Below are 20534 nucleotides of genomic sequence, written 5' to 3'. Positions count from 1 at the left end.
TTTACATAATTTAGTATAATATCATTATCAAACTATAAAAAAGTAAACAAAATAAATATTTTCATCTTACTAAAAGTATAACGGCGGATCTTACATCAATAGCAAAGGTAACTGGGACATCTAAGAAACTGCCTCATAAAGTGAACCTAGTTTTTAGGTTCATTTTTTTATGCAATGTATAAATGATACGTTCCATTACATCAACATTATGCACTATTTAACAAAAGGAGATAGCTCATTGGTATTCAAACATATTATTTTCTTGTTTCTATACATTTTCATGTATTATAGTTGTTTATTTTTATTGGAGGGTAATTCTGTTTCCCTTTCCACTACTAGTAATATTTTGCTTATTATTGCTAGCTTCATTTCTATAATTGTTCTTTTCAGAGCATTCACTAACCAAAACAATCAAAATAAAACATTTACCCTGTTATTGCTATTAGGCTGTATTTCTTATTCTATCGGTAGTATTTATTGGGGATTATATGAATTTGTATTTGTTACCCCACCTAATGTGGGTTTATATGATTATTTAATGCTATTAGGCTATCTATTTTTTATTTGTGCATTATTGCATTACTTTAAAAATCATAAAATTGTCCAAACCACTACTTACATATTTGACATATTAATATTTACCGTTATTACCGCTACCTTATCATGGGTATTTATTATCCGTCCGTTATTACTACCAATATTTGATGCGTATTCCTTAGTAACATTAATTACTTATTTAGGTTATCCTATAGCGGATTTATCCGTATTATTTGCATGCTTTATTATTTTTCTGTACACACCATTATCCCGAACCGTGCTCTATATTATTTTTGGTTTTCTTATAAATATAATAGCTAATAGTATTTATTTTTATGAAAGCACGAATCCTACTTATCTATCTGGTCATTTTATTGATCCGATATGGTCTTTATCTATCTTGCTAATCGGCTTTTCCGGTTTAAACCATTTTAAAGAAACGAAAAGAACGAAACAACCGTATTCGAAAAAATATTTTCAGTTATTTATTCCATATACCATTCTGATTATATTCCTTTTTATCGTATACATTCGTTATTACGATATACAAGATCCACTATTTATCGGTGTGTTTATTGCATTAGTGCTGTTAATGATTCGCTTATTTCATACCATTTATCATAATGAAGCATTGAATATGGAAATAAAAAATAAAAATAACCAACTGAAGGAAGCAAACGATAAATTAAGATTTTTCGCTTATCATGATGAATTAACAGCATTACCTAATCGCCATTCCTTATTCGAAAAAATACAAGGTGAAATTAATCAATACAAAAATGAAATGCATTCTCCTATTTATCTTCTATTTATTGATTTAGATGGATTTAAATCTGTAAACGATACTTTTGGCCATGGCATAGGAGATACATTATTGAAGCAAGTGTCTACTAGATTAAAGGAACAAATATCCACTAGTGATTTTTTATGTCGCTTTGCTGGAGATGAATTTATTATGTTATTAGCGGACAAGGATAAAAACGCGGTGGAAAACTTGGCAGCTGTGATCGTAGAGGCTTTATCTAAGCTTTATATCATTGATTCTCACGAAATTTCGATATCCTCCAGCATTGGAATTAGCTCCTTTGAAGCGTCCGATTCTGTTTTATCTGTAATCAATAAAGCGGATAAAGCGATGTATTATATAAAGAAAAATGGGAAAAATGGTTTTGGATTTTTTTGATAAACTAACCATGGTTCCTCGTTTTTCGTAATTACTATATAAAACAAAAATAGCGGGTATGACTTCGGTAAAAAACCGGAATCATACCCGTCATTTAATTTCTTTGTTTGAAGATTACCTCTCATATGATTTAGGAACGTTTACTGCTCCTCCATCCACTCGTGGTTCTTTTCAAAAAATTCATCGAGCATTGCCCGCACTTCATCTGTTGATTTCGTGTTCATCAATTCATTTCTTAACTCACTTGCCCCACGAAATCCTTTAACATATATTTTGAAATAGCGAAGAAGTGGTTTAAAGGAACGTGGCTCTAATTCTATTGAATATTTATCATGGAGATCCAGTTGATATCTTAAAAGGTCAAGCAACTCTTTACTACTATGCTCTTTCGGTTCCTTTTCAAAAGCAAATGGATTTTTAAATACTCCACGACCAATCATTACCCCGTCTACACCATATTGTTCGACGAGCTTCAATCCTGTTTGACGATCCGGAATATCCCCATTGATTGTTAACAATGTATTTGGTGCAACCTGATCACGAAGCTTTTTGATTTCCGGAATTAGCTCCCAGTGTGCATCTACTTTACTCATTTCCTTTTTCGTCCGGAGATGAATAGACAAGTTCGCAATATCTTGCTCAAATACATGGGTTAGCCAATCCATCCACTCGTCGATTTCTGTGTAGCCAAGTCTTGTTTTCACACTTACAGGCAATCCACCTGCTTTTGCAGCTTGGATGATATCTGCAGCTACATCTGGACGACGGATAAGCCCGCTTCCTTTCCCCTTAGGTGCTACATTTGGTGCTGGGCAGCCCATATTGATATCAACTCCACTAAAGCCAAGCTTCGCCATACCAATACTCATTTGCCGAAAATATTCGGGCTTATCTCCCCAAATATGCGCCACCATTGGTTGCTCATCTTCAGTAAATGTCAACCGTCCACGTACACTTTGATTTCCTTCCGGGTGGCAATAGCTCTCCGTATTAGTAAACTCCGTAAAAAATACATCCGGTCTTGCCGCTTTACTGATGACATGACGAAAAACAACATCCGTCACATCTTCCATTGGTGCAAGTATAAAAAATGGTCGTGGCAATTCACGCCAAAAATTTTCTGTCATAGTCAAACTCATATCCTCTCATGGGAAACTAAGAAAAACTCTCCTCCCAAAATTTAAAACATGCTCCTTTACCACTATAAACGATAGCAAAATTAAACGTTACTAATTTCACTAATTAAGTAGAAAAGATAATTCGAAACATTGGTTACATGCATTATCCAAGTTTCTATTATATATGGTTAGAAATGCTTTTATCAATAGATGTGCTATATTACATACTTTTTCCTACATTCCTACCTAAATTTGTAAAAAATAGTTGGTGCATTCTTAAATAGTTGATGTATATAATCTCGGTTTCTTAATTTTTGTTAAAATTGGGGTACATTATTTTATATAAAAAATTTTACAGGGAGGGAATAATAATGGCAGAAGTATCGGTCCATGTACATAATGATGGATCTAATTCACAAACATCTTATTTTGATGGAGGATTATTGCAATATATTGGACTGCGTATTTTAGGTACGTTAGTTACAGTGTGTACTTTTGGTATCTGTCTACCATGGTCATATACGATGATTTACCGCTGGAAGATTGAACATACTGTTATCAATGGTAGACGATTAAAGTTCAATGGATCAGCGGTAGGACTATTTGGTTTATGGATAAAATGGTGGCTGCTTTGCATTATTACCTTTGGTATCTATTCCTTTTGGGTATTTATATCATTAGAGAAATGGAAAACGAAGCACACTTATTTTGTATGAAGCATTGCCCTTGTTAAAATAATCCAAAACCCCACAAATCCATATGTATCCCTCCACTTCCCCTAATAGCTTTATGAAGGGAAGGTGGCGGGGAAACTCTTCCATATAGGAAAACTAGTAGTTACTTTACCAGCAGGTCATATTTTGACATTTTCCGCTTGATAAAGATCTACTTCTTCTTCGGAACGTTGCGATAAAAGGATGGTTTTCACCCCCATTTTCCGTTGCAGCCATGATGTGGATATCGCCATATCCTGGATTGTAGTTTTTCTTAAAGAATAGATTTTTAATGACCCTGCTCTCCACTTTTTGATTTGGATATTATTTTTTAACTCACTATAGGATTCATGTTTCCATTTTAGCCATCCGAAGAAAACAGGAATAAACAAGAAATACAAAAAAAAGGAATACCCAAAAAAGTAGTAGTAAAGAAATACTAAAATGAGTGACAAAAGAATAGGCATTTGCTCAAACAGTAAAAGGGAGCGTTTCGGTGGTGGAGCAAATCTCTCTATCTTTAATTCAGGAAGAAGTTTTTCCAGTACACTGTTTACGTTTTTTTCTTGTACAGAAACATCAAGGAGGATTTTTCCTTCCATTGTCATAAGCCATAGCTGTCCGTAACCAAGAAATCTTTGTCCAAACCTCTGCTCATAAAGAATTCCATTAATCTGCTGTATAGGAACTTTCCTATCTATCCTCTTCATAATACCGTATAAGATTCGAATGGCGTCTCCTTCCAGTTTGATTTGATAACCAGCATATTGAATCATCACCAGTAGGATAGACAATGGGTAACTGATCACCAAAACAATGAGATACAGAAGGATGAAACCTACTATTATTTGTGGGAGATCTTCCATCGTTATACTTTTAAATACTTCTATCACTCCCGAATCCTCATAATTATTTAAATTCTGCAAGAAAGTAATGAGCGTGAATAAAATACTAGCAGATGAAAAAAGCTTAATTGGGTCAAGTGCGGCTGCTAATAAGCGTTTTCCCTTTAAAAAGGTCGTTTTCTCTTTATTTATGCTTTGCTGTCGAATATTAATTGCCTTCTCCAATGCAATCAAGTTCTTTTTTCCGAGTGAAAAGGTGATGTCATCATTTCCGACAATATGTAATGTTGCTTTTTTTATCCCTAAAATCTGTAATAGTAGTGGATCTTCACTAGAAATATTAAGTAAATTTACTAAAGGGATGATTGATGTCTTTCGACTAAATACCCCTTCTTTGTATATTAGCTGTTTTCCATCGAAGGTTAGCGTTTTGTTTTTCCATTTAAAAAAGGAATAGACAAGAACAAGCACACCAATAACAAATGCACCTCGTTCCACATAGTGCTCATATTTCGAGCTCGTGCCGATCAGGAGAACAATTAGTGCGATAAAGGAATACAGACGATCTTTTATAGTTTGCGTTACATGATAAAAATATTGAATTGGATGTTCTCTCATGGCATAACCTTCCTTATCACCTCTGTAAGCTCATTCGCTTTTTCTAATGACAAGTAATGAATGACAAAATAGTTTCCTCCTGTATGTATCGTCACGCTATATAAGCCAAACAGCCGAGAAAAAAAGGTTTGCATTATCGCCACATGCTGAATATTTCTAAACGGAATCGTTGTTTCTAAAACAGAAAACCCTCCGTCTTTAATGATTAGATCGGATGCTGTAAACCTGTATTCCGTTGTTTGATATTGCAACCTATGACCTATAATCGCCCAAAACAGAAAATATATAGCCTTATATGTTAAGTAAAAAAGGAATAAATCGGAAATACGATATTCACGAAGAAACCAGTACAATAAAAAGGCAATCACTGACCTCCAAAGACATTCGAATAAGGTTTCAACCGTCCACAACGGGATAGACTTCGGGTGAACTTGTTGGCACATATTAAACTCCTTTAGGATCAATATTCTTGAAAATTTTATAAAACATCATCCATGACGATGCTTGGTTATATAATTCAGCGGAAGTGTAAAAGGTGACAAAATAGCTTGCTTGTTCAAGCAAGGAACTCGCCATTTTATGGTCTCGGCAAAGTTATGTGGTAAGGACATTAACATTTTTTCCTTTTGAAAAGGAGAAAGAATAAATAGATTGATTCGATAATGGTATCTTTAAAATGTATTATATCATTTTTATCAACAGTTTAATTCATTTGCATCTCATCTGTTTGCTTGTTTTTAGGCATTTCAAGTATAAAAGGAAAATGGAGAATGCGTATTTTTTATTTTTTTAATTAGTTCAAAATCCCAACCTTAGTGTTAAACTTAAAAAATAAGGAGTAGTTTGCTGGAATATTTTTAAAATAACGGTTCGGAGCTGGAAAAAAAGTTAGCGGAAGAATAATCTTTCAAATGGTACCAAACCAATTGTACTCAAAGATATCCCCATTAGATCTTTATGAAATAAAGCTTTTTGAAACGTAGAATATAACGGAACAATAATGTTTTGATTCATTAAATCCCCTTCTAACTTTTTTAACCATTCAATCCGTTTTCCTTCCCTTTTCTCCCGCTTTGCTCTATCTACCAATTGGTAGACTTCTTCTAAATTACACAGATTAGTAAACACACTACTTTCAGAGAGAAATAAATTATATAAGGAAAGCTCTAAGGAGTTTTCTGAAACAAACTCGGATAGAACTAGATCAGCTTGCTTCGACTGTTCTATAAAGCTTGAATAAGGCACTTGTATAATATGAAGTTCTATACTATGCTTTGCAAACTCAGCCTGTAACCATTTTATATCATCTTCATTAGGAGTTAATTCGTACGTCATTAAAGTCATTGTTTCATTAAATGATGTCTGACCTTGACTATTTAAAGAAGGAGACTCATAAACGTATTCCTCTCCACTAAAGGAGCTTGCCTTTTGAAACCTTGGATACCCTAATTCCTTTACCATCTTTTCCTTATGGATGATTGCCGCTACCCTATTTCTTAATGAAATGTTTGATCTAATATTAGCTTTATTCATATTCCACATAAGATATTTGACTGATAGATTATTACGTTGAATATAATGATAATCACTATCTCCATCGTCTATTACGGAAAAAGGAATATAAAGCAAAGGCTCTAGTTCCATTTTTTTCGCATGAAAATATTTTTCAATAGTTGGTAATACAAAAAAAGAAATTTCATCAATGTATGCTCTACCTTTAAAATAAGAAAGATGCACCATTAGATTTAATACGTTATTATCATGGTTTTTTACCATATAAGGACCAGTTCCTATAGGAGATTTCGTAAACTCCTTCTTTGACTTACCACCATAATTTTCAGGAACGATAGAACATTTTGGTGATGTTAAAATTAAATCCCAACAATACATCGGCTGAGAAAATTCAAATCGTATAACATGTTTTCCAACACAATCAATATTCTTTAAATGCTTAACTATCCATCTTGAATCAGTATTCCAAAGTCTTTCAAAACTAAATTTTACATCGTTGGAAGTAAGGATATGATTATTGTGAAAGTAAATCCCCTTCCTTAAATAAAAAATCCATTCCTTTCCTTCATTCGCTTGCTCCCAATAGTATGATATACACGGCACTACTTTCTCATTTTCCTGATTATAAGATACTAAAGTATTAAAAATTTGCTCTACCATGTGTCTTTCCGACTGCCTTTCAACAGCAGAAGGATCTAATGAATTAAAAGGGCGGAAATAAGGAATCTTTAAATGTGCATAGTCATTTTCTTCATCATTTTCCATTGATATGTTATGCCCTTCTATCCCAAAAAGTTTGGAAATTAAACTAGAATAAACCTGCTCTTTCTCATAAGATAAACTATTAATTTCAAATAGTGATATTATCCGCATCATATCATCGTATGTAGGAGATTCACTTTCAAAATAATCCAGCATTTCTTCGATTGTTTTTAAAAAAATTATTGTGGTTGAATTCCCTCTACCTTCCCCCTTGTTTCTTATGATCCATTTTTTATCCACCATCTTATTCAATATATTAGTTACCGTTCTTTCTGTGCATTGCAATTCATTGCTGATCTTACTTCTTGTTAATATAACCTTTTGGAAGGCTATACACTTTGAAAATTTAGCAAAAAGATAAAGATAGTATTCTATTAGTTTCATATTTGTACATATCCCTCCATATAAAAGGTGAAACATCAGTCTCTAATTTTCACTTTTTGTTCTCCTTTTATTAACTATAATTAAATGTATGGACTTAGTAAAATTTATCCTTTGGAAATGCAGAATAAAAAAGTTAGGGTTTAAGGAGATTGAGAGTAGATGAATGAATCACATAAAGGACATATATTCAATTTACTTTCTGTTTTAATGATGGCAGTGGGGCCATTATTATCAAAGTTTGGATTATTAGAGATTTCCCCTGCTAAAGCATCTGTCATTAACATTATTACAGTTATTCTGGCAAGTTATTTATTTGGCTTAATACACCGAAGCAAGGTGCGGTTTTATTTTGAAAAAGAAATACTATTGTTAGCATTATTTAATGCAGTAGGGGTTATCTTTTTATTTCTAAGCACCAGTTTACTCTCACCTGTTGAAATAGGGTTTATTGGAAGATTTTATACTGTGTTTGCAGTAATATTATCTGTTTTTATCTTGAAAGAAAAATTAAGTAAAAGCGAAGTAATTTTTATTAGCTTAGCTATTTTAGGAGCATTCTTATTTGTTAATAAGGGTGGTACCTTCCATTCTAATTTGTTAGGTAGTTTCTTTGCAATGATATATACGTTCTTTTTCGCATTAACTAATATATTTATTAAAAAGACTATGACGAAAGAAAGAGACTCAAACTCTATTTTATTCACAAACAGCTGTATTACTCTAATATTTGTTTTACTGTACGCTACTGTTACAGGTGATCTTTTTAATCGAAATTATTCATTTACAGGAGTAGGATTTATTGTTTTATCTTCACTTTTCACTGGATTTCTTGGAACACTCCTTTTATATAAAGCATTGGAGCATTTACGTTTCTCTATCGCTAATGTAACCAGGGCATTTAGTCCATTACTGTTGGCTATTCTATCATTTCCATTTTTTCCTATAGAGATTACAATACAGAATACATTAGGTGCTGTTGTGTTAGTAGTTTCGATACTTTTATTATCATTTGGAAAAAGGAATAAAGAGAAGTCTCCCGATACAAATCATGAGGCTACTGATTCATAACTCCATTCGAGGCTATTTGCGATTTTTTTGAACTAAAACAGATTAAATACTCTACACTTTACCAAATAAATTAACAACAATATTACAGAAGTACTTGTAATCAGTAGATATTAATATGTGAAGTTATAAAAATCCGCACTAAATGAAAAGATCTCATAAATAATAAATAGGTGCGAACCATGTACGCTGTATCTTGCCTAGCTCTTTTGCCATGTCAATTGTTAACTGATGGTCTATGCTTGGTCTGCCTCGAGTACTTTCGCTCAAAGATGACCTAAAGTATTACCCTTCCTCCAATCCGTACTCACACATTCTTGGAAACCAGTCTTTATAAGCGGTCTTTACTTCCAAGGCTTCATATAAATCACGACCGAGTACGGTTGGTCGTTGATTTTTATCATTGTTTTTTACTAATTCGTCCATACAAATTACCTCCTGCAATATAGTCAGAGAGGAAACCCCTATACCTAATAGCCACAGGAGATAATGAAAGTTGAGGATTTTGAAAAAATTTATTTTGCATTCGGATATCGAGTGGAATTTGTGCATGTTAAGATGGATATAAAGATTGATTCAGCAGTTTTTTACTTTAACAAACTGGCCATTAATCTGGAACAACTATTTAAAGAAATTTAAGTAAATATCTTTAGCAAGAATTATCAAAAAAAGATTCTCGACATTCGGTATGATGATTTTGAGGTGAGCAAATTGTATTACAGTGAAGTAACACAAAGAGTAATTTCATATATTGAAAGCAATTTGACGGAAGAAATTCAATTGGATACTTTTCCATCTATTATTGGTTACTCAAAGTATCATTTACTACGTATTTTTAAGCAAGAAACGGGTAAGTCAATTGGTGAATACATACGTCAACGTCGATTAGCGATGGCTTCAACGCTTTTATTGCATACCGATGATTCTATACTAACGATTGCTTTCTTATTTCACTTTCAATCCCAAGAGGCGTTTACAAGAGCGTTTAAAGAAGTGTATGCCTTGCCACCAGGAAAATATCGAAAGCTTATGAAAGCCGTACGAATGATAGAGGAGGAAAAAGAAATGAATGAAAGTAAACAAATTAAAGGCTGGCGTTTAAGTGGATCTAACCCTGAACTGTATGAATTAACGATAGACTCCAACGTTTTTCATACAGGAACAAAATCAGGATTACTCTATGCAAAAAGTGAAGCAAACGAGCAACATTTCGCTACAATGATGCAAGGTTTCCAAGCACATGACTATAAGGGAAAACGATTAAAGCTTTCATGCTTTTTAAAAACGGAGAATGTATTTAAATGCGGTGCTTGGCTTCGTATTGATAATGCTACTGGAGATACAATTCAATTTGATAATATGGATAATCGATCCATTCAAGGAACCACAGATTGGAACCACTATTCAATAGTGTTAGATGTTCCAGAAGATAGCTCTTCTATCCACTTTGGTGTTTTACTGATTGGAAAAGGAAAGGTTTGGTCAGATGGATTCCGTTTTGAAGAAGTAACGGATAAAGTACCTACAACTAATATGCTTGACTTTGAACATCTACCAAAACAACCAAGTAATTTAGATTTTAGTGAGTAACATATGTTTCTACTAATTGATATTGATGATTATATTTTAGATATTCCAGAATAGGACGCAATTGTGGAACAAACAAGATAGCACGTACTAAATCATAAAATAAGTGCTATCCTGTTTTCATTATTTAAAAGTTCAAGATCTATTAACCTTTTTTCCACACGATAATCCGAATACCAATTAATTTAATCTTTTTGATAAAACTGGCACTCATAGCCATCAGCGTTAAGTAACAGGTAGGCAAGCCGTCTGCCAGAAGGAAGAACTATAAAGAGCATCCCACTTTGATAAATAAATTTAATGCCCTGTGTCGATGTGGGAGTTTTTTGCTTAACACAATTTTTTACTGCACAATCAACATCCCACCAAAGCTTTGTGATATTGGGAGTGGATTGTCTCCAAGCCGTTACAAGGGGCTGAAGATCCTCTTCTTCAATTCCCACCTCCAAAGCACCTATTAATTTTAATGCTCCAACAGATCCGCCATAACCGAGAGCAAGTTCGGTTATTTTCCCTTTCTGACGAAGATGGCCATTCACACCATGCTTTTCAACAGGTACATTAAACATCTGAGAGGCACTTGCACAGTAGATATCACCGCCATTTTGGAATACATCTATTCTCCATTGCTGTGTATTTTTTCACCGATGATTTTGCAAGTTGCTGACGAAGTTCCAAAAAAGTGCCTAGTGGTTCAGGAGACATCTTTAACATCTCGCAACTGCCTTTTTACCTATGGTATCTGTTTCAGCCCATTATCGGCAAGCCAGTCTTTCATTTGTTGTACATAGTTTGGATTCTCCAAATTAGTTTATATCCTGCAATAAAGCCATTAGCTTTTCACGGGAATGTTCATCGACCACCACAGCTTGTTTATAGATGCTGTACGAGGGGACTAAATAATACATCTATTCTGTCTCCTCAACCCCAGAAAAAAATCTAATCTATCAACTCAACCCTATTGCCTTCAGGGCAGTTAATATGTTTCCTCAATGAATGAAAATAAGAGTTTCCCAACATTAGCGACCTAGGCAAAGTTGCCGAGGGAAAAAGGCAATGGCGGGAATTTATTTATCAGTATTTTGAGCAGTCCTATTTCTCCACCCTTGACATCAAGACAACACACTCCACATGTGTGGACTGTATTTGACAACACAATGGATGTTGGTGGGTTTATCAATATCTAACGGTCTCTTTCTTTTACCAGAAAAAGTCTTGTTACTAAAAACCTCCGGAAAGTTTACCACGCCTTTTCTTTATTGGCAATTTCTATCAGTATTATTTCCTGGATACCATTTAGTTAATTGCTTTTTTTAATTTCCTATATCATTTCTTATACTTTAGGTTAGATGGGTTAAAACAAGATTATGTTTTTCAAACAATTTTTCAATAAAGGTTTTTATAGCAGTTTTTGTTTGAAGTAATTGCTCCTGGTTATTTCCCATCAGCTCATAACCTCCAAAACGGTAAACCTCATAGCCGGTAAGTCTTAACCTTCTATCTTCAGCTACCATTTCAGCATATTTACTAGGGGAGGGTTGTTGCGTGAAATCATCAGTATAATGTTGCCTTCCATCTATTTCTAGAACTATTCGTTGGTGTTCTGGAAGTAATAGTAAGAAATCCATCCTTTGACGGGGTATTCGCCCCACCCCATTTAATTAGCTTAATGTATAAGGGTCGTAATGTAGGTATACTTGTGGTATAAGTATTGGTACATCTGCGAAAAGATTGTGATTAAAAAACTCATAATACGTCTGGAAAAAAAGACGTTCAGCATTTGAGCCAAGTGACCGATACAATCTTTGATAAAAAAGAACATGTTTGTTAGATGTAACTTCATATTTAGTTGACCACCAGTTGACCATCTGATTCCACGAAAGTCCATCACCGCTAATAGTTCCATCAAAGATTAATACGTATTCGCTGTTTGAAACCACATCTATTTCATATTGCAAAGTATCTACAAGAACGATTTCTGGTTTTGGTCCATCTGCTGCAAATATAAGGTTTTTAATAATCCTGCCTTGATTTTCATTTTTATATTTAATCGAATATATAGCACCATCTCGAATAATTTCATACCCATCATAATTTAGGTACTCGTTTAGTGATTCGACAACATCAGTTACATTTACTTGAGTTCCAAGATAATTACGAGGATGAATAGCAGTTTGGATTACTTGATCGAGCTTTGTGCTTCCATTCAAATCTAAAATAACATCACGAGTATAATTTGCCCTACTTCCCGATACATTAACAGAGTCTGGATATGTGTGTTGAAAACCAAATTGGTTGAAAAACTCCACTAATTCATACCCTTTCCTATAAACAGACTCATTAATTATGCCAACTAAACACTTAACAGTCTCATTTGAAATGTTCATTAAAATCACCGCTAATCTAGTGTATTATTTATTGTTTTAACTCATTTTAGAAGATTTATTATTCATCGAAATAAACAATATCTAGCTGAGCCCAAGAAGTGATATTCGGAATTACACTATTATAATTGTATAAATGATTAATAAATTCCATATAAAACTCCAAAAAGAATCTATGGGATTTAGTTATATTTAGATTAAAACTAGAAGCCCCTAAATACTTGTAGCCTGACCCATCACTGTATTTATAAATTTTATTTATTGGATCCCAAGAAATATACCCTTTATCCATCAGTAGTATTAAATCAATTCCTTTCTCGTCTGGTTCATTTAGCTTATCTATGAAGCTTTTGATAGTTGAAGAATCAGTATTATAAGCAAAAAGCACACATAAAGGTTCCGGGTATTTTTCTCTTTCATCTTCATTCATCCCATCTATTTGAGCTTTGACTGAGCCTCTAAATAGTCTTTTAATTTTATAAGCATCAGTTTGACACTTGGTAACCATTGCAGGAGTTAATGTCATTTTTACTTCTATTGACGCTGCAAGGGAATGAACCGGAATTATTTCTAACTCATATCCGGAATATAAGGCCGGAATTTCATTCTGATTGTATATCATTATATCTGTTTGTCCGCTTATGCCGCTTTCATTAACGATAAAGCCTGTCGATAATTTATACCTTTTGGGGACAACATCTTTTAAAAAGTTTTTTAATATCCCTTCAAACTCGTGCCCCTTTTCACCTGGATGAGTTGTAAGCTGCCTTATTAAGTTAATTTCTAAAACTAATTTTTCAAATTGGTGATACAAGCTTGGACTTAATGTCAGTTTATGTGTCATTCTTCGGTCTCCCTATATGTATTGTTTACCACATTAAATATTCTACTAGAGAAGCAATCATCCTTCTTTAACTAACTGCCTGAAAGGGTAGCTTCCTCTCATATGCTTCCTTTTCCATTTTTACAATTCCTTGATTAGAATGTAAATATCATAGTAGTTTAAATTTATATTCCTTTCTAACCTTTAATTTACAAACACAATTGAACTATAGAATTATTAATTAATCAAAATGCCTCTTTGTTATTTTCACTTCTGCTAATATTTTTCCTTCAAGATCACTTTTACATAAAGGTAATATAACAATACAAAAAATCAGTGTTAATCCAGCAAAAAAATAAACACTATGTTCGTACTTTATATCAAAATTCCCAATCAAAAGATTTCCCGGTAACAGTCTAATAAAATTAGATAAGGCCATTCCAAAAAAAATACAGAAAATATATAGACTTAAGGCTTGGTTTATTTTAGAAACTGAATATTTACCGGCTTTCAAATATGTTTTTGGCTTTAAAAAATTAAAGAGATATTCTTTTATACTTTCTTTTTTCTTATCAAAAACTAACTTATACAGAGGACCTGTAAAATCATCCTCAAGTAAATCAACGTGTCTTTCCCAATTGTTTTGCCAAAACTTGCTCCCCCTATTTACCAGGTACCAACTCCAAGAAACTATCGTCCCAAGACAACTGATTAGCAATAACGATTCATCTTTATAGGGAATCTCATCATTCTTCACGGTTAGGACCGCAAAATAACCCCCAAATATAACTATTAAAAAGCCCCAAAAATATGTAGCTCTCTTCCAATATAATTCAATTTCAAATTTTCGTATATCTAAAGCTAATTGTAGTGCCGCTTCACGCTTCTGAAAACTTGTTTTATATTCATCAGTATTTTGATTTGCTTTTCCTTTGTTTCTTTTGCTATCAAAATGAGAAAGGTATTCGTTTCTACTAGACTTTGAATTATTATTAATATTAGTCATTTGCTCACCACATAATATATTATTCTTAATAAACTTTTCTTTGGTTAATGAACTAAGTTTTTACCTATCGATTAAATAAACCTGCTACTATTGTTTATAGTTTATATATACAATCGGGTTAAGCCCCTGCAATCTAACTTCTTTTTTCCACGAATCTAATTTATTTTTTAGCATAATCATATTTAGAGTATTTAAATTCGGTTGTCCACTTTGATTTAGAGAAAGCGGTTGTCTCTTTAAAACCAACCACACTGCTACATTCTTTACAGCAGGCATTCCCTCCAAAGTATTATGTTTATACATTTTCAAAGAACTTATAGATTGATCTACGGCATAACATAATGTTGAAGAGGCACTACCTATTTTTACTGCGTACATAGTTTCACCCTTGTATAAATCCATTAACTCTATCTGTGCACCTGCATAACTATTTGTAACTCTATCGTAATTTTCAAAACCATCTCTTACTCTTAAAAGATTAAAAGCTCTTTCTGCATAGTATTTATTCTTTAATTTTTCTTTTACTTTCGAATCAGTCAATCCCTCGAATTCAGGATCTTCTTTTTCTTCGTTAAATTTTTCATCAATAAAATCCTGATGAATTGAATCACTAAAATCATACTCTTGGCTATAAATCACTTCTATTTCTGAAATAGAATCCTCCAGGTACTTCTGATAATCATCATTATAGTGATACCATATTCCTTTATTTAAAACACACCTCTTATCATCGTCTACATAATCAATTAAATTTTTTATTTTGTCTGTTCTAATGGATTTACCGTTATTAAAACTTTTCACCTTAATATTGAGAATCTCTTTAGATAATTCTATTTCTTTTTCTTCAGCGAACTTTTCCACCTCAGCTAAATTAAGACTTTCTATTTCTTTCCTTTTATGACCGTGCCAAAGCTCAAAAAATGTATCTTGATTATTAAATATCTCTGAAACTCCAATAATATCTAACTCAGATATAGTTATATCATTAATATTTTCCTCAATCTTTGAAAATAAGTTAGTCTCTAGTTGTTCTAAGAGATCTTTGTCTGTCACATTATTAAATACGGGAATTTTATATATTTCATCTTGATTTAATATTAATTTTATAAATGTTATTAGTCGGCTTACATTTTCTAAATTTGAAACTTTTAAATCGAATTTTATAGAGTTTCCAAATTCGACAGTTTCCCCAATTAATGCATTATTGTACTCGTCTAAATTTAACTTTGCCTTTAATTTTGCAAATGACTCACCACTATCAAACTCTAAGCTTTCGTAATTTATATATGTACTAATATTCTTATTCCTTTGCATATTAGGTGATAATAAAGTAGTCGTTTTAATCTCTAAGTATTTCATTCTTCTAGCAAATTCAAATGCAAAATTTCGATCACAATATTTATCTACTAAGAAAAATGCACTACCAAATGTCACCGCATACATTTCATCATCATACTCAATTACTAGTACTGCTTTTGGTTGTGTTTTGACTGACAACAACGGTTGGCCGAACTCATTTAAAATCCAATTCCAACTAATTTCTTTATCTACTTCCTCATTTATTTTAAATAATGAAAATGAATATTTTTCTTCTTCCTCATCTTCTAATTCTTTATTTTCAATATAAACTAGTTTTTCTTCTAAATAATTTAAAAATGCTCTATGATTTCCTTCATCGATTCTGTATAAATTTATTTTAGACAATTAGACACCCCTATAAAACCTTTCAATATTATTTATATTGCACTTACTAAACAGCTAGGATATTAATCTTATAAAAAATATTCAATAGGAAAAATCCAGAGATTTACCAGAATAATATAATTGCTAACAGCAGGAATTACTAAAAATGTTCAAAGATCAATATATTTTCTTCTCCTATATTTAGACAAAATATTCTATTATTACCCATTATAACATTACCAATAAAAGGATTTAAGATATTTAAATTATTTATCATAGTTTTATCTCAAGCTAAATTTAATGAAATAAAAATTCCGTATTATATTTAAAATTTTCACACCAAAAAGACTCCAGCCTGATTAGGTAGGAGTCTTCTGAGTAAATAAATAGGAGGTCTAGAGAGTTAGAGTTAAACATACAAGTTTCTTAATTTTTCACTCTCAAAAATGCTTGTTTCTTTTCCTCTTCTGCACTTTGTCTTAATAGTTCTATTTTGGTTACTAGGTATTTTTTTATAGATATTAATTTAATTCCTAAATCGACTTCATTTATGATATCTAAGATTTTTCTCCAATCCGAAGCCTCTAAATCGCTAAATAACTGATCTGCATTAAAGCTTCTACTTCTTTTTAGCCACCATATCTTAGAGAATACTTTCAAGTCTTGATTAAAATTAATAAAGATTTTCACTACATCATTGAACCATTCATTTCTAGTATTATGAATTATATCCAAAATCACATTCATCTTTTTAATGTTTTGATGATTCTTCTTTACATACTCCAAAATAAATTCTCTAGCCCGTTCAAAGTTTTGACTATCTATATTAACAAAGAATATATTACAAAAATGCTCAGCAATACCAAAGTAAAGTTCTTTATCTAAAGTGAAATCAAAAACCTTTTCTAAGGGATTCTCTATATTTTCTATATCCCAAATAAATCCTAATCCATTTCGTTTTTTGAATTTCCTATCCTCTTCGGAATAAAGTTTATCAGTAAGTTCAAGTAAATAGTCTGGGTCTATACTCAAGATATGCTTCAATATTTTACCCTTATAATCAAAATAGGAGTCCAATAAAAATTGTTGGATATACATTTCCATTATAGTTTCAATATTATTAATAGAGTCCAGATATGAGAGCAGAGAATCGTCTCTACATTCAATTCGTACTTTATTAAGTCTTTCTCTATTCTCTATAGTTATTGTCTCTAATAGATCTTTATAAAAATTTTCTTTTATATTTTGTAGATGTGATAAATTTCCTAAATAAATATATACAGTTTCATCTATATTCTTTATTAATTCAATAAATCGATTAACTAGTTTTGTTTCCAGATATGCCGGGTCTATGTTTTCATAAAAGGCAAGCACCCATCTTAATCTGCAAGTGAATGACCTTTTTTCTAGTAGATTAAGAAATTCTTTTACTAGATTCGATTTATTTAAGTGATTTTTAAACACTAAGAAAGGAACATAATTTAAATCACTATTTTTTTCAATTATTAACTCGAGCAGTGTGTGTCCAATTTGACAATTGTGATTGAAGTTTTCATCAACAACAATATCCAACACCTTATTCTGATTCCAAGTATTCTTTATAAAACCAATTAGGTACAGATAATCTTCAAAGAAATTCGATACTTCTTCTGTAGATTGCAACAAGAACGATTTCCGTATTTCTTGTTCCTTTAAATCCTCGTACTTTTTAAAATCATCAAAATCATACATATCTTTATCACGAATTCTATCCCAATCTATCCTTAAATACATCTCATAAAGTTCATTTCTATATTTAGCTTTAAGTGTATCCATCTTAGAATCTGTTATTGAATTCCTGTTTAAGAACCTTAAATACTTTTGTACAAATAAACAATGTTCAAAAACTCCTGGATCTAAATGCTTCTCAATTAAGATTAGGATATATCCTTTATCAAAAGAAACAATATCTTTATTCTCCGTATACTCTTCACAATAAGATAATAATAAATCTAAACTCATTATATTATTTTTATCGAAATGACTAATTACAGTATCCCATATATGTTTTCTAAACGATTGCAATTTTTCTATATTAGATAATTCATATTTATAAAATGTGATTTTATCCCCTCTTGTAGCTTTAACAACTTCAAAAGTGAATTTTAGAAAAGTTTTAGCTAATTCATAAAATGCTATAGAATATAAAGTATCTCCTTTTTTTACTCCATTTATTAATAACTCGAACAATGTTAGCTGTCTATAATAACCATAACGTTCGTCTTCCATTTCAAATGAAAAGGTTTCACGAAATTTTTGTATTAACTCCGGTAAATGATGAGGTTGTCTTCTAACGAATTCTAAACTTAGTTCAATGCTACTTTTTAATTCCATTGGGATAAATTTAAAATAATTCCCTATTGACTCAATTACTTCATTTTTATTATAAGCAAATTGATTTTGATCATAAGATGTATTGTATTCTTGAACATTTACATCGGGCAATGCCATTATTTTTTCAAATAAATATTCTAATGCTTCATTTTGTAAATAAAACCAAAAAACCTTTAAGAATTCTAAACTTTGCTCAGGGCTTACTTTACTATTTAAATAATTTATAAGTGATGGCCTTACTTTCTCCATTACTTTTTCTGCTCCAAACGAATTGTTCGCAGCAATTACACAATCTTTAAATCGTTCTGCATTTGTTCCATAAAATTTTTCAAGCAAGAGTTTAAAAGATAAATAATCCTTATCAATAAAAGCCAAGTAAAAAAAGTAATTTGATATATTTTGTTCAGGTACCTTCACATAGTCATACTTTATTTCTACCAATTCCCACTTTTCTAGTTTTTCTATCGTTTCTACTAATTCATCATAATTAATGTCAAATACTTTTATTATTGGCTCAAGTAATTGTCTATTTTTATAAGGGAGCGTATGAAAAAACGAAATTACCCCTAAACACTGGATAGTAAATTTATCCTCTATATTTATTTTATCGTTAATAAAAGTTGTAAAGTATTTCTCAAAAAGCTCAGAAACATTATGCAGTACAGACAAATCCTGTTTTTCAATTGCTAATAATGCCGACATTATAGCTAATCTAGGATTACCATCTGCTATTGCTATTATTTCATTCTGATATCCTTCATTAAAAATTTTAAATGGTTCAGCTTTTATGATATCTACTATATGTTCATCCTTAAGTTTTTCAATATCCAATACCGTTTTCGATAAGTTACTGCATAAATTTTTTATCTCATTCAAAGCATAATCTCTTACGGTAATAAATATTTTTAATTTACCTTTTCTATCAGTCTTATAAAAGCCTAATATTTGATTAAAAGCATCTATCCTATTAGCATCATCAACAAATAAAATATAATCTTTATTAGGATTAAAATAATCATATAAGTCTTGTAATAAATCGAAATTTTTATAAGAAATACAGTAGGCTTCGTAGTTTGTATGCTCTATTAGTAATTCTCTTATTGTTTCTATGGCTAATTTAGTTTTCCCCACGCCTGCGGCACCGTTTAATATCACAAAATCAGATGTATTTATTGCATCTTTCATCTCATTCTTTTCTTTTTCTCTATGTAAAAAAGAATTATCTAACGGTGTCGCTATACCATTTGAAGCTTTATTATATTCTTTAATAAATGATTCAAGGGAAACAATCTGGCCAGTATCGAATGCTAGATCTAAATATTGATGGACTAAATCACGATGTTGTAAGTGTAATTCCAGAGCAAGTAAATCCAGAGTAATCAATGTTAATGTTATCTCTTTGTCTTCTATTAAAGAATTTAATTGATTTACGCTATCACTTTTTAAGTTAAAATTCATACACAATACAATTTCTTTAATACTTTCTATGGCAATACCAGTTTTCTCTTGATCAAGACACTTTTCAATATCCTCTTTTAATTTTTTTACCCCTGCTGAAATATTTGTAGAATATTCAACAAAAATATATTTACCATCTGGTAATAAAAAAAATGAATCTGGGGTCCCCTTAGTAGTCTTTTGTTTTCCTGATTGACTTCCTGTTCTAGCAAAAGATGCATAATTTGAATTACGTAAAATTAAATAGCTATCGCATAACTCTTGGAAAACTGTTTCATTGATTTCCATCAGTCTATTTTCAATTGTTTGAAGTCTACTCATAAGATTTCCTTTCTATTTATATTTCTCAAACTCATTTTTTCTTTGTAATTTAAATGTTAATATGAAAGTTTTATCTAGAAAAAGATGGAGCCATAGCGGAGTCCCTTGTATTTGCCGAAATAGTTTCTGAACGAATACATTACGATTCACTAGTAACAGCCT

At 31.6% G+C, this 20534-nt stretch carries 15 protein-coding genes and 1 pseudogene; 4 read left to right on the top strand and 12 right to left on the bottom strand.

Features of this window, described 5'->3' with window-relative positions; genetic code table 11:
- Positions 1 to 238 precede the first annotated feature (238 nt).
- Positions 239 to 1720 carry a GGDEF domain-containing protein gene (locus tag OEV98_RS12535; protein ID WP_263073644.1) on the top strand — a complete coding sequence of 494 codons (1482 nt, stop codon included), beginning with the start codon at positions 239 to 241 and terminating at the stop codon, positions 1718 to 1720.
- A gap of 140 nt (positions 1721 to 1860) precedes the next feature.
- On the opposite strand, the gene OEV98_RS12530 is transcribed toward OEV98_RS12535, so the two are convergent.
- The gene (locus OEV98_RS12530) at positions 1861 to 2847 is read right to left on the bottom strand and encodes a tRNA dihydrouridine synthase (RefSeq protein ID WP_263073964.1); all 987 of its coding nucleotides are present in this window, start codon (positions 2845 to 2847) and stop codon (positions 1861 to 1863) included.
- Positions 2848 to 3209: 362 nt separating this feature from the next.
- Between OEV98_RS12530 and OEV98_RS12525 the strand changes: the two genes are divergently transcribed.
- On the top strand, positions 3210 to 3554 hold the full coding sequence (locus OEV98_RS12525) for a YjgN family protein (protein WP_263073643.1): 345 nt from the start codon (positions 3210 to 3212) through the stop codon (positions 3552 to 3554).
- Between the two features lie 137 nt (positions 3555 to 3691).
- Here the strand turns inward: OEV98_RS12525 and OEV98_RS12520 are convergent, their stop codons facing one another.
- The 3 genes from OEV98_RS12520 to OEV98_RS12510 form a co-directional block, all read right to left on the bottom strand.
- A complete protein-coding gene (locus OEV98_RS12520) occupies positions 3692 to 5014 on the bottom strand; it encodes a PH domain-containing protein (RefSeq protein ID WP_263073642.1) in 1323 nt (440 codons plus the stop codon).
- The gene (locus OEV98_RS12515; protein ID WP_263073641.1) at positions 5011 to 5457 is read right to left on the bottom strand and encodes a PH domain-containing protein; all 447 of its coding nucleotides are present in this window, start codon (positions 5455 to 5457) and stop codon (positions 5011 to 5013) included. Before OEV98_RS12515 ends, OEV98_RS12520 begins: the two co-directional genes overlap by 4 nt.
- A gap of 445 nt (positions 5458 to 5902) precedes the next feature.
- Positions 5903 to 7672 (bottom strand): ABC transporter substrate-binding protein, encoded by a 1770-nt coding sequence (locus tag OEV98_RS12510; RefSeq protein WP_263073640.1) that lies wholly within the window; start codon positions 7670 to 7672, stop codon positions 5903 to 5905.
- Between the two features lie 159 nt (positions 7673 to 7831).
- Here OEV98_RS12510 and OEV98_RS12505 point away from each other — a divergent pair, with 159 nt between their 5' ends.
- Complete coding sequence (locus OEV98_RS12505) at positions 7832 to 8740, top strand: DMT family transporter (protein WP_263073638.1); 909 nt, start codon at positions 7832 to 7834, stop codon at positions 8738 to 8740.
- A gap of 153 nt (positions 8741 to 8893) precedes the next feature.
- On the opposite strand, the pseudogene OEV98_RS12500 reads toward OEV98_RS12505, so the two are convergent.
- Positions 8894 to 9163 (bottom strand): annotated as a pseudogene (locus OEV98_RS12500) (antA/AntB antirepressor family protein).
- Positions 9164 to 9448: 285 nt separating this feature from the next.
- Here OEV98_RS12500 and OEV98_RS12495 point away from each other — a divergent pair.
- Positions 9449 to 10327 carry a helix-turn-helix domain-containing protein gene (locus OEV98_RS12495; RefSeq protein ID WP_263073636.1) on the top strand — a complete coding sequence of 293 codons (879 nt, stop codon included), beginning with the start codon at positions 9449 to 9451 and terminating at the stop codon, positions 10325 to 10327.
- Positions 10328 to 10509: 182 nt separating this feature from the next.
- Here the strand turns inward: OEV98_RS12495 and OEV98_RS12490 are convergent, their stop codons facing one another.
- The 7 genes from OEV98_RS12490 to OEV98_RS12460 form a co-directional block, all read right to left on the bottom strand.
- On the bottom strand, positions 10510 to 10893 hold the full coding sequence (locus OEV98_RS12490) for a DNA polymerase family A protein (RefSeq protein ID WP_263073635.1): 384 nt from the start codon (positions 10891 to 10893) through the stop codon (positions 10510 to 10512).
- Between the two features lie 771 nt (positions 10894 to 11664).
- On the bottom strand, positions 11665 to 11952 hold the full coding sequence (locus OEV98_RS12485; RefSeq protein ID WP_263073634.1) for a hypothetical protein: 288 nt from the start codon (positions 11950 to 11952) through the stop codon (positions 11665 to 11667).
- Between the two features lie 33 nt (positions 11953 to 11985).
- Positions 11986 to 12633 carry a hypothetical protein gene (locus OEV98_RS12480; protein WP_263073632.1) on the bottom strand — a complete coding sequence of 216 codons (648 nt, stop codon included), beginning with the start codon at positions 12631 to 12633 and terminating at the stop codon, positions 11986 to 11988.
- Between the two features lie 136 nt (positions 12634 to 12769).
- The gene (locus tag OEV98_RS12475; protein ID WP_263073631.1) at positions 12770 to 13552 is read right to left on the bottom strand and encodes a DUF6602 domain-containing protein; all 783 of its coding nucleotides are present in this window, start codon (positions 13550 to 13552) and stop codon (positions 12770 to 12772) included.
- Positions 13553 to 13772: 220 nt separating this feature from the next.
- Positions 13773 to 14537 carry a RipA family octameric membrane protein gene (locus tag OEV98_RS12470; RefSeq protein ID WP_263073630.1) on the bottom strand — a complete coding sequence of 255 codons (765 nt, stop codon included), beginning with the start codon at positions 14535 to 14537 and terminating at the stop codon, positions 13773 to 13775.
- A gap of 87 nt (positions 14538 to 14624) precedes the next feature.
- Positions 14625 to 16241 (bottom strand): DUF6119 family protein, encoded by a 1617-nt coding sequence (locus OEV98_RS12465; RefSeq protein ID WP_263073629.1) that lies wholly within the window; start codon positions 16239 to 16241, stop codon positions 14625 to 14627.
- 405 nt (positions 16242 to 16646) lie between these two features.
- Positions 16647 to 20372, bottom strand: a complete 3726-nt coding sequence (locus tag OEV98_RS12460) for an nSTAND3 domain-containing NTPase (RefSeq protein WP_263073627.1) — start codon at positions 20370 to 20372, stop codon at positions 16647 to 16649.
- Between the last annotated feature and the right edge of the window lie 162 nt (positions 20373 to 20534).

Origin of the sequence: Perspicuibacillus lycopersici, assembly GCF_025660475.1 — a bacterium.
In the GTDB taxonomy this organism is placed as follows: Bacteria; Bacillota; Bacilli; order Bacillales; family Caldibacillaceae; genus Perspicuibacillus; species Perspicuibacillus lycopersici.
Note: the sequence above shows the minus strand (reverse complement) of the source record. Positions and strands in the feature narration are given on the sequence as shown.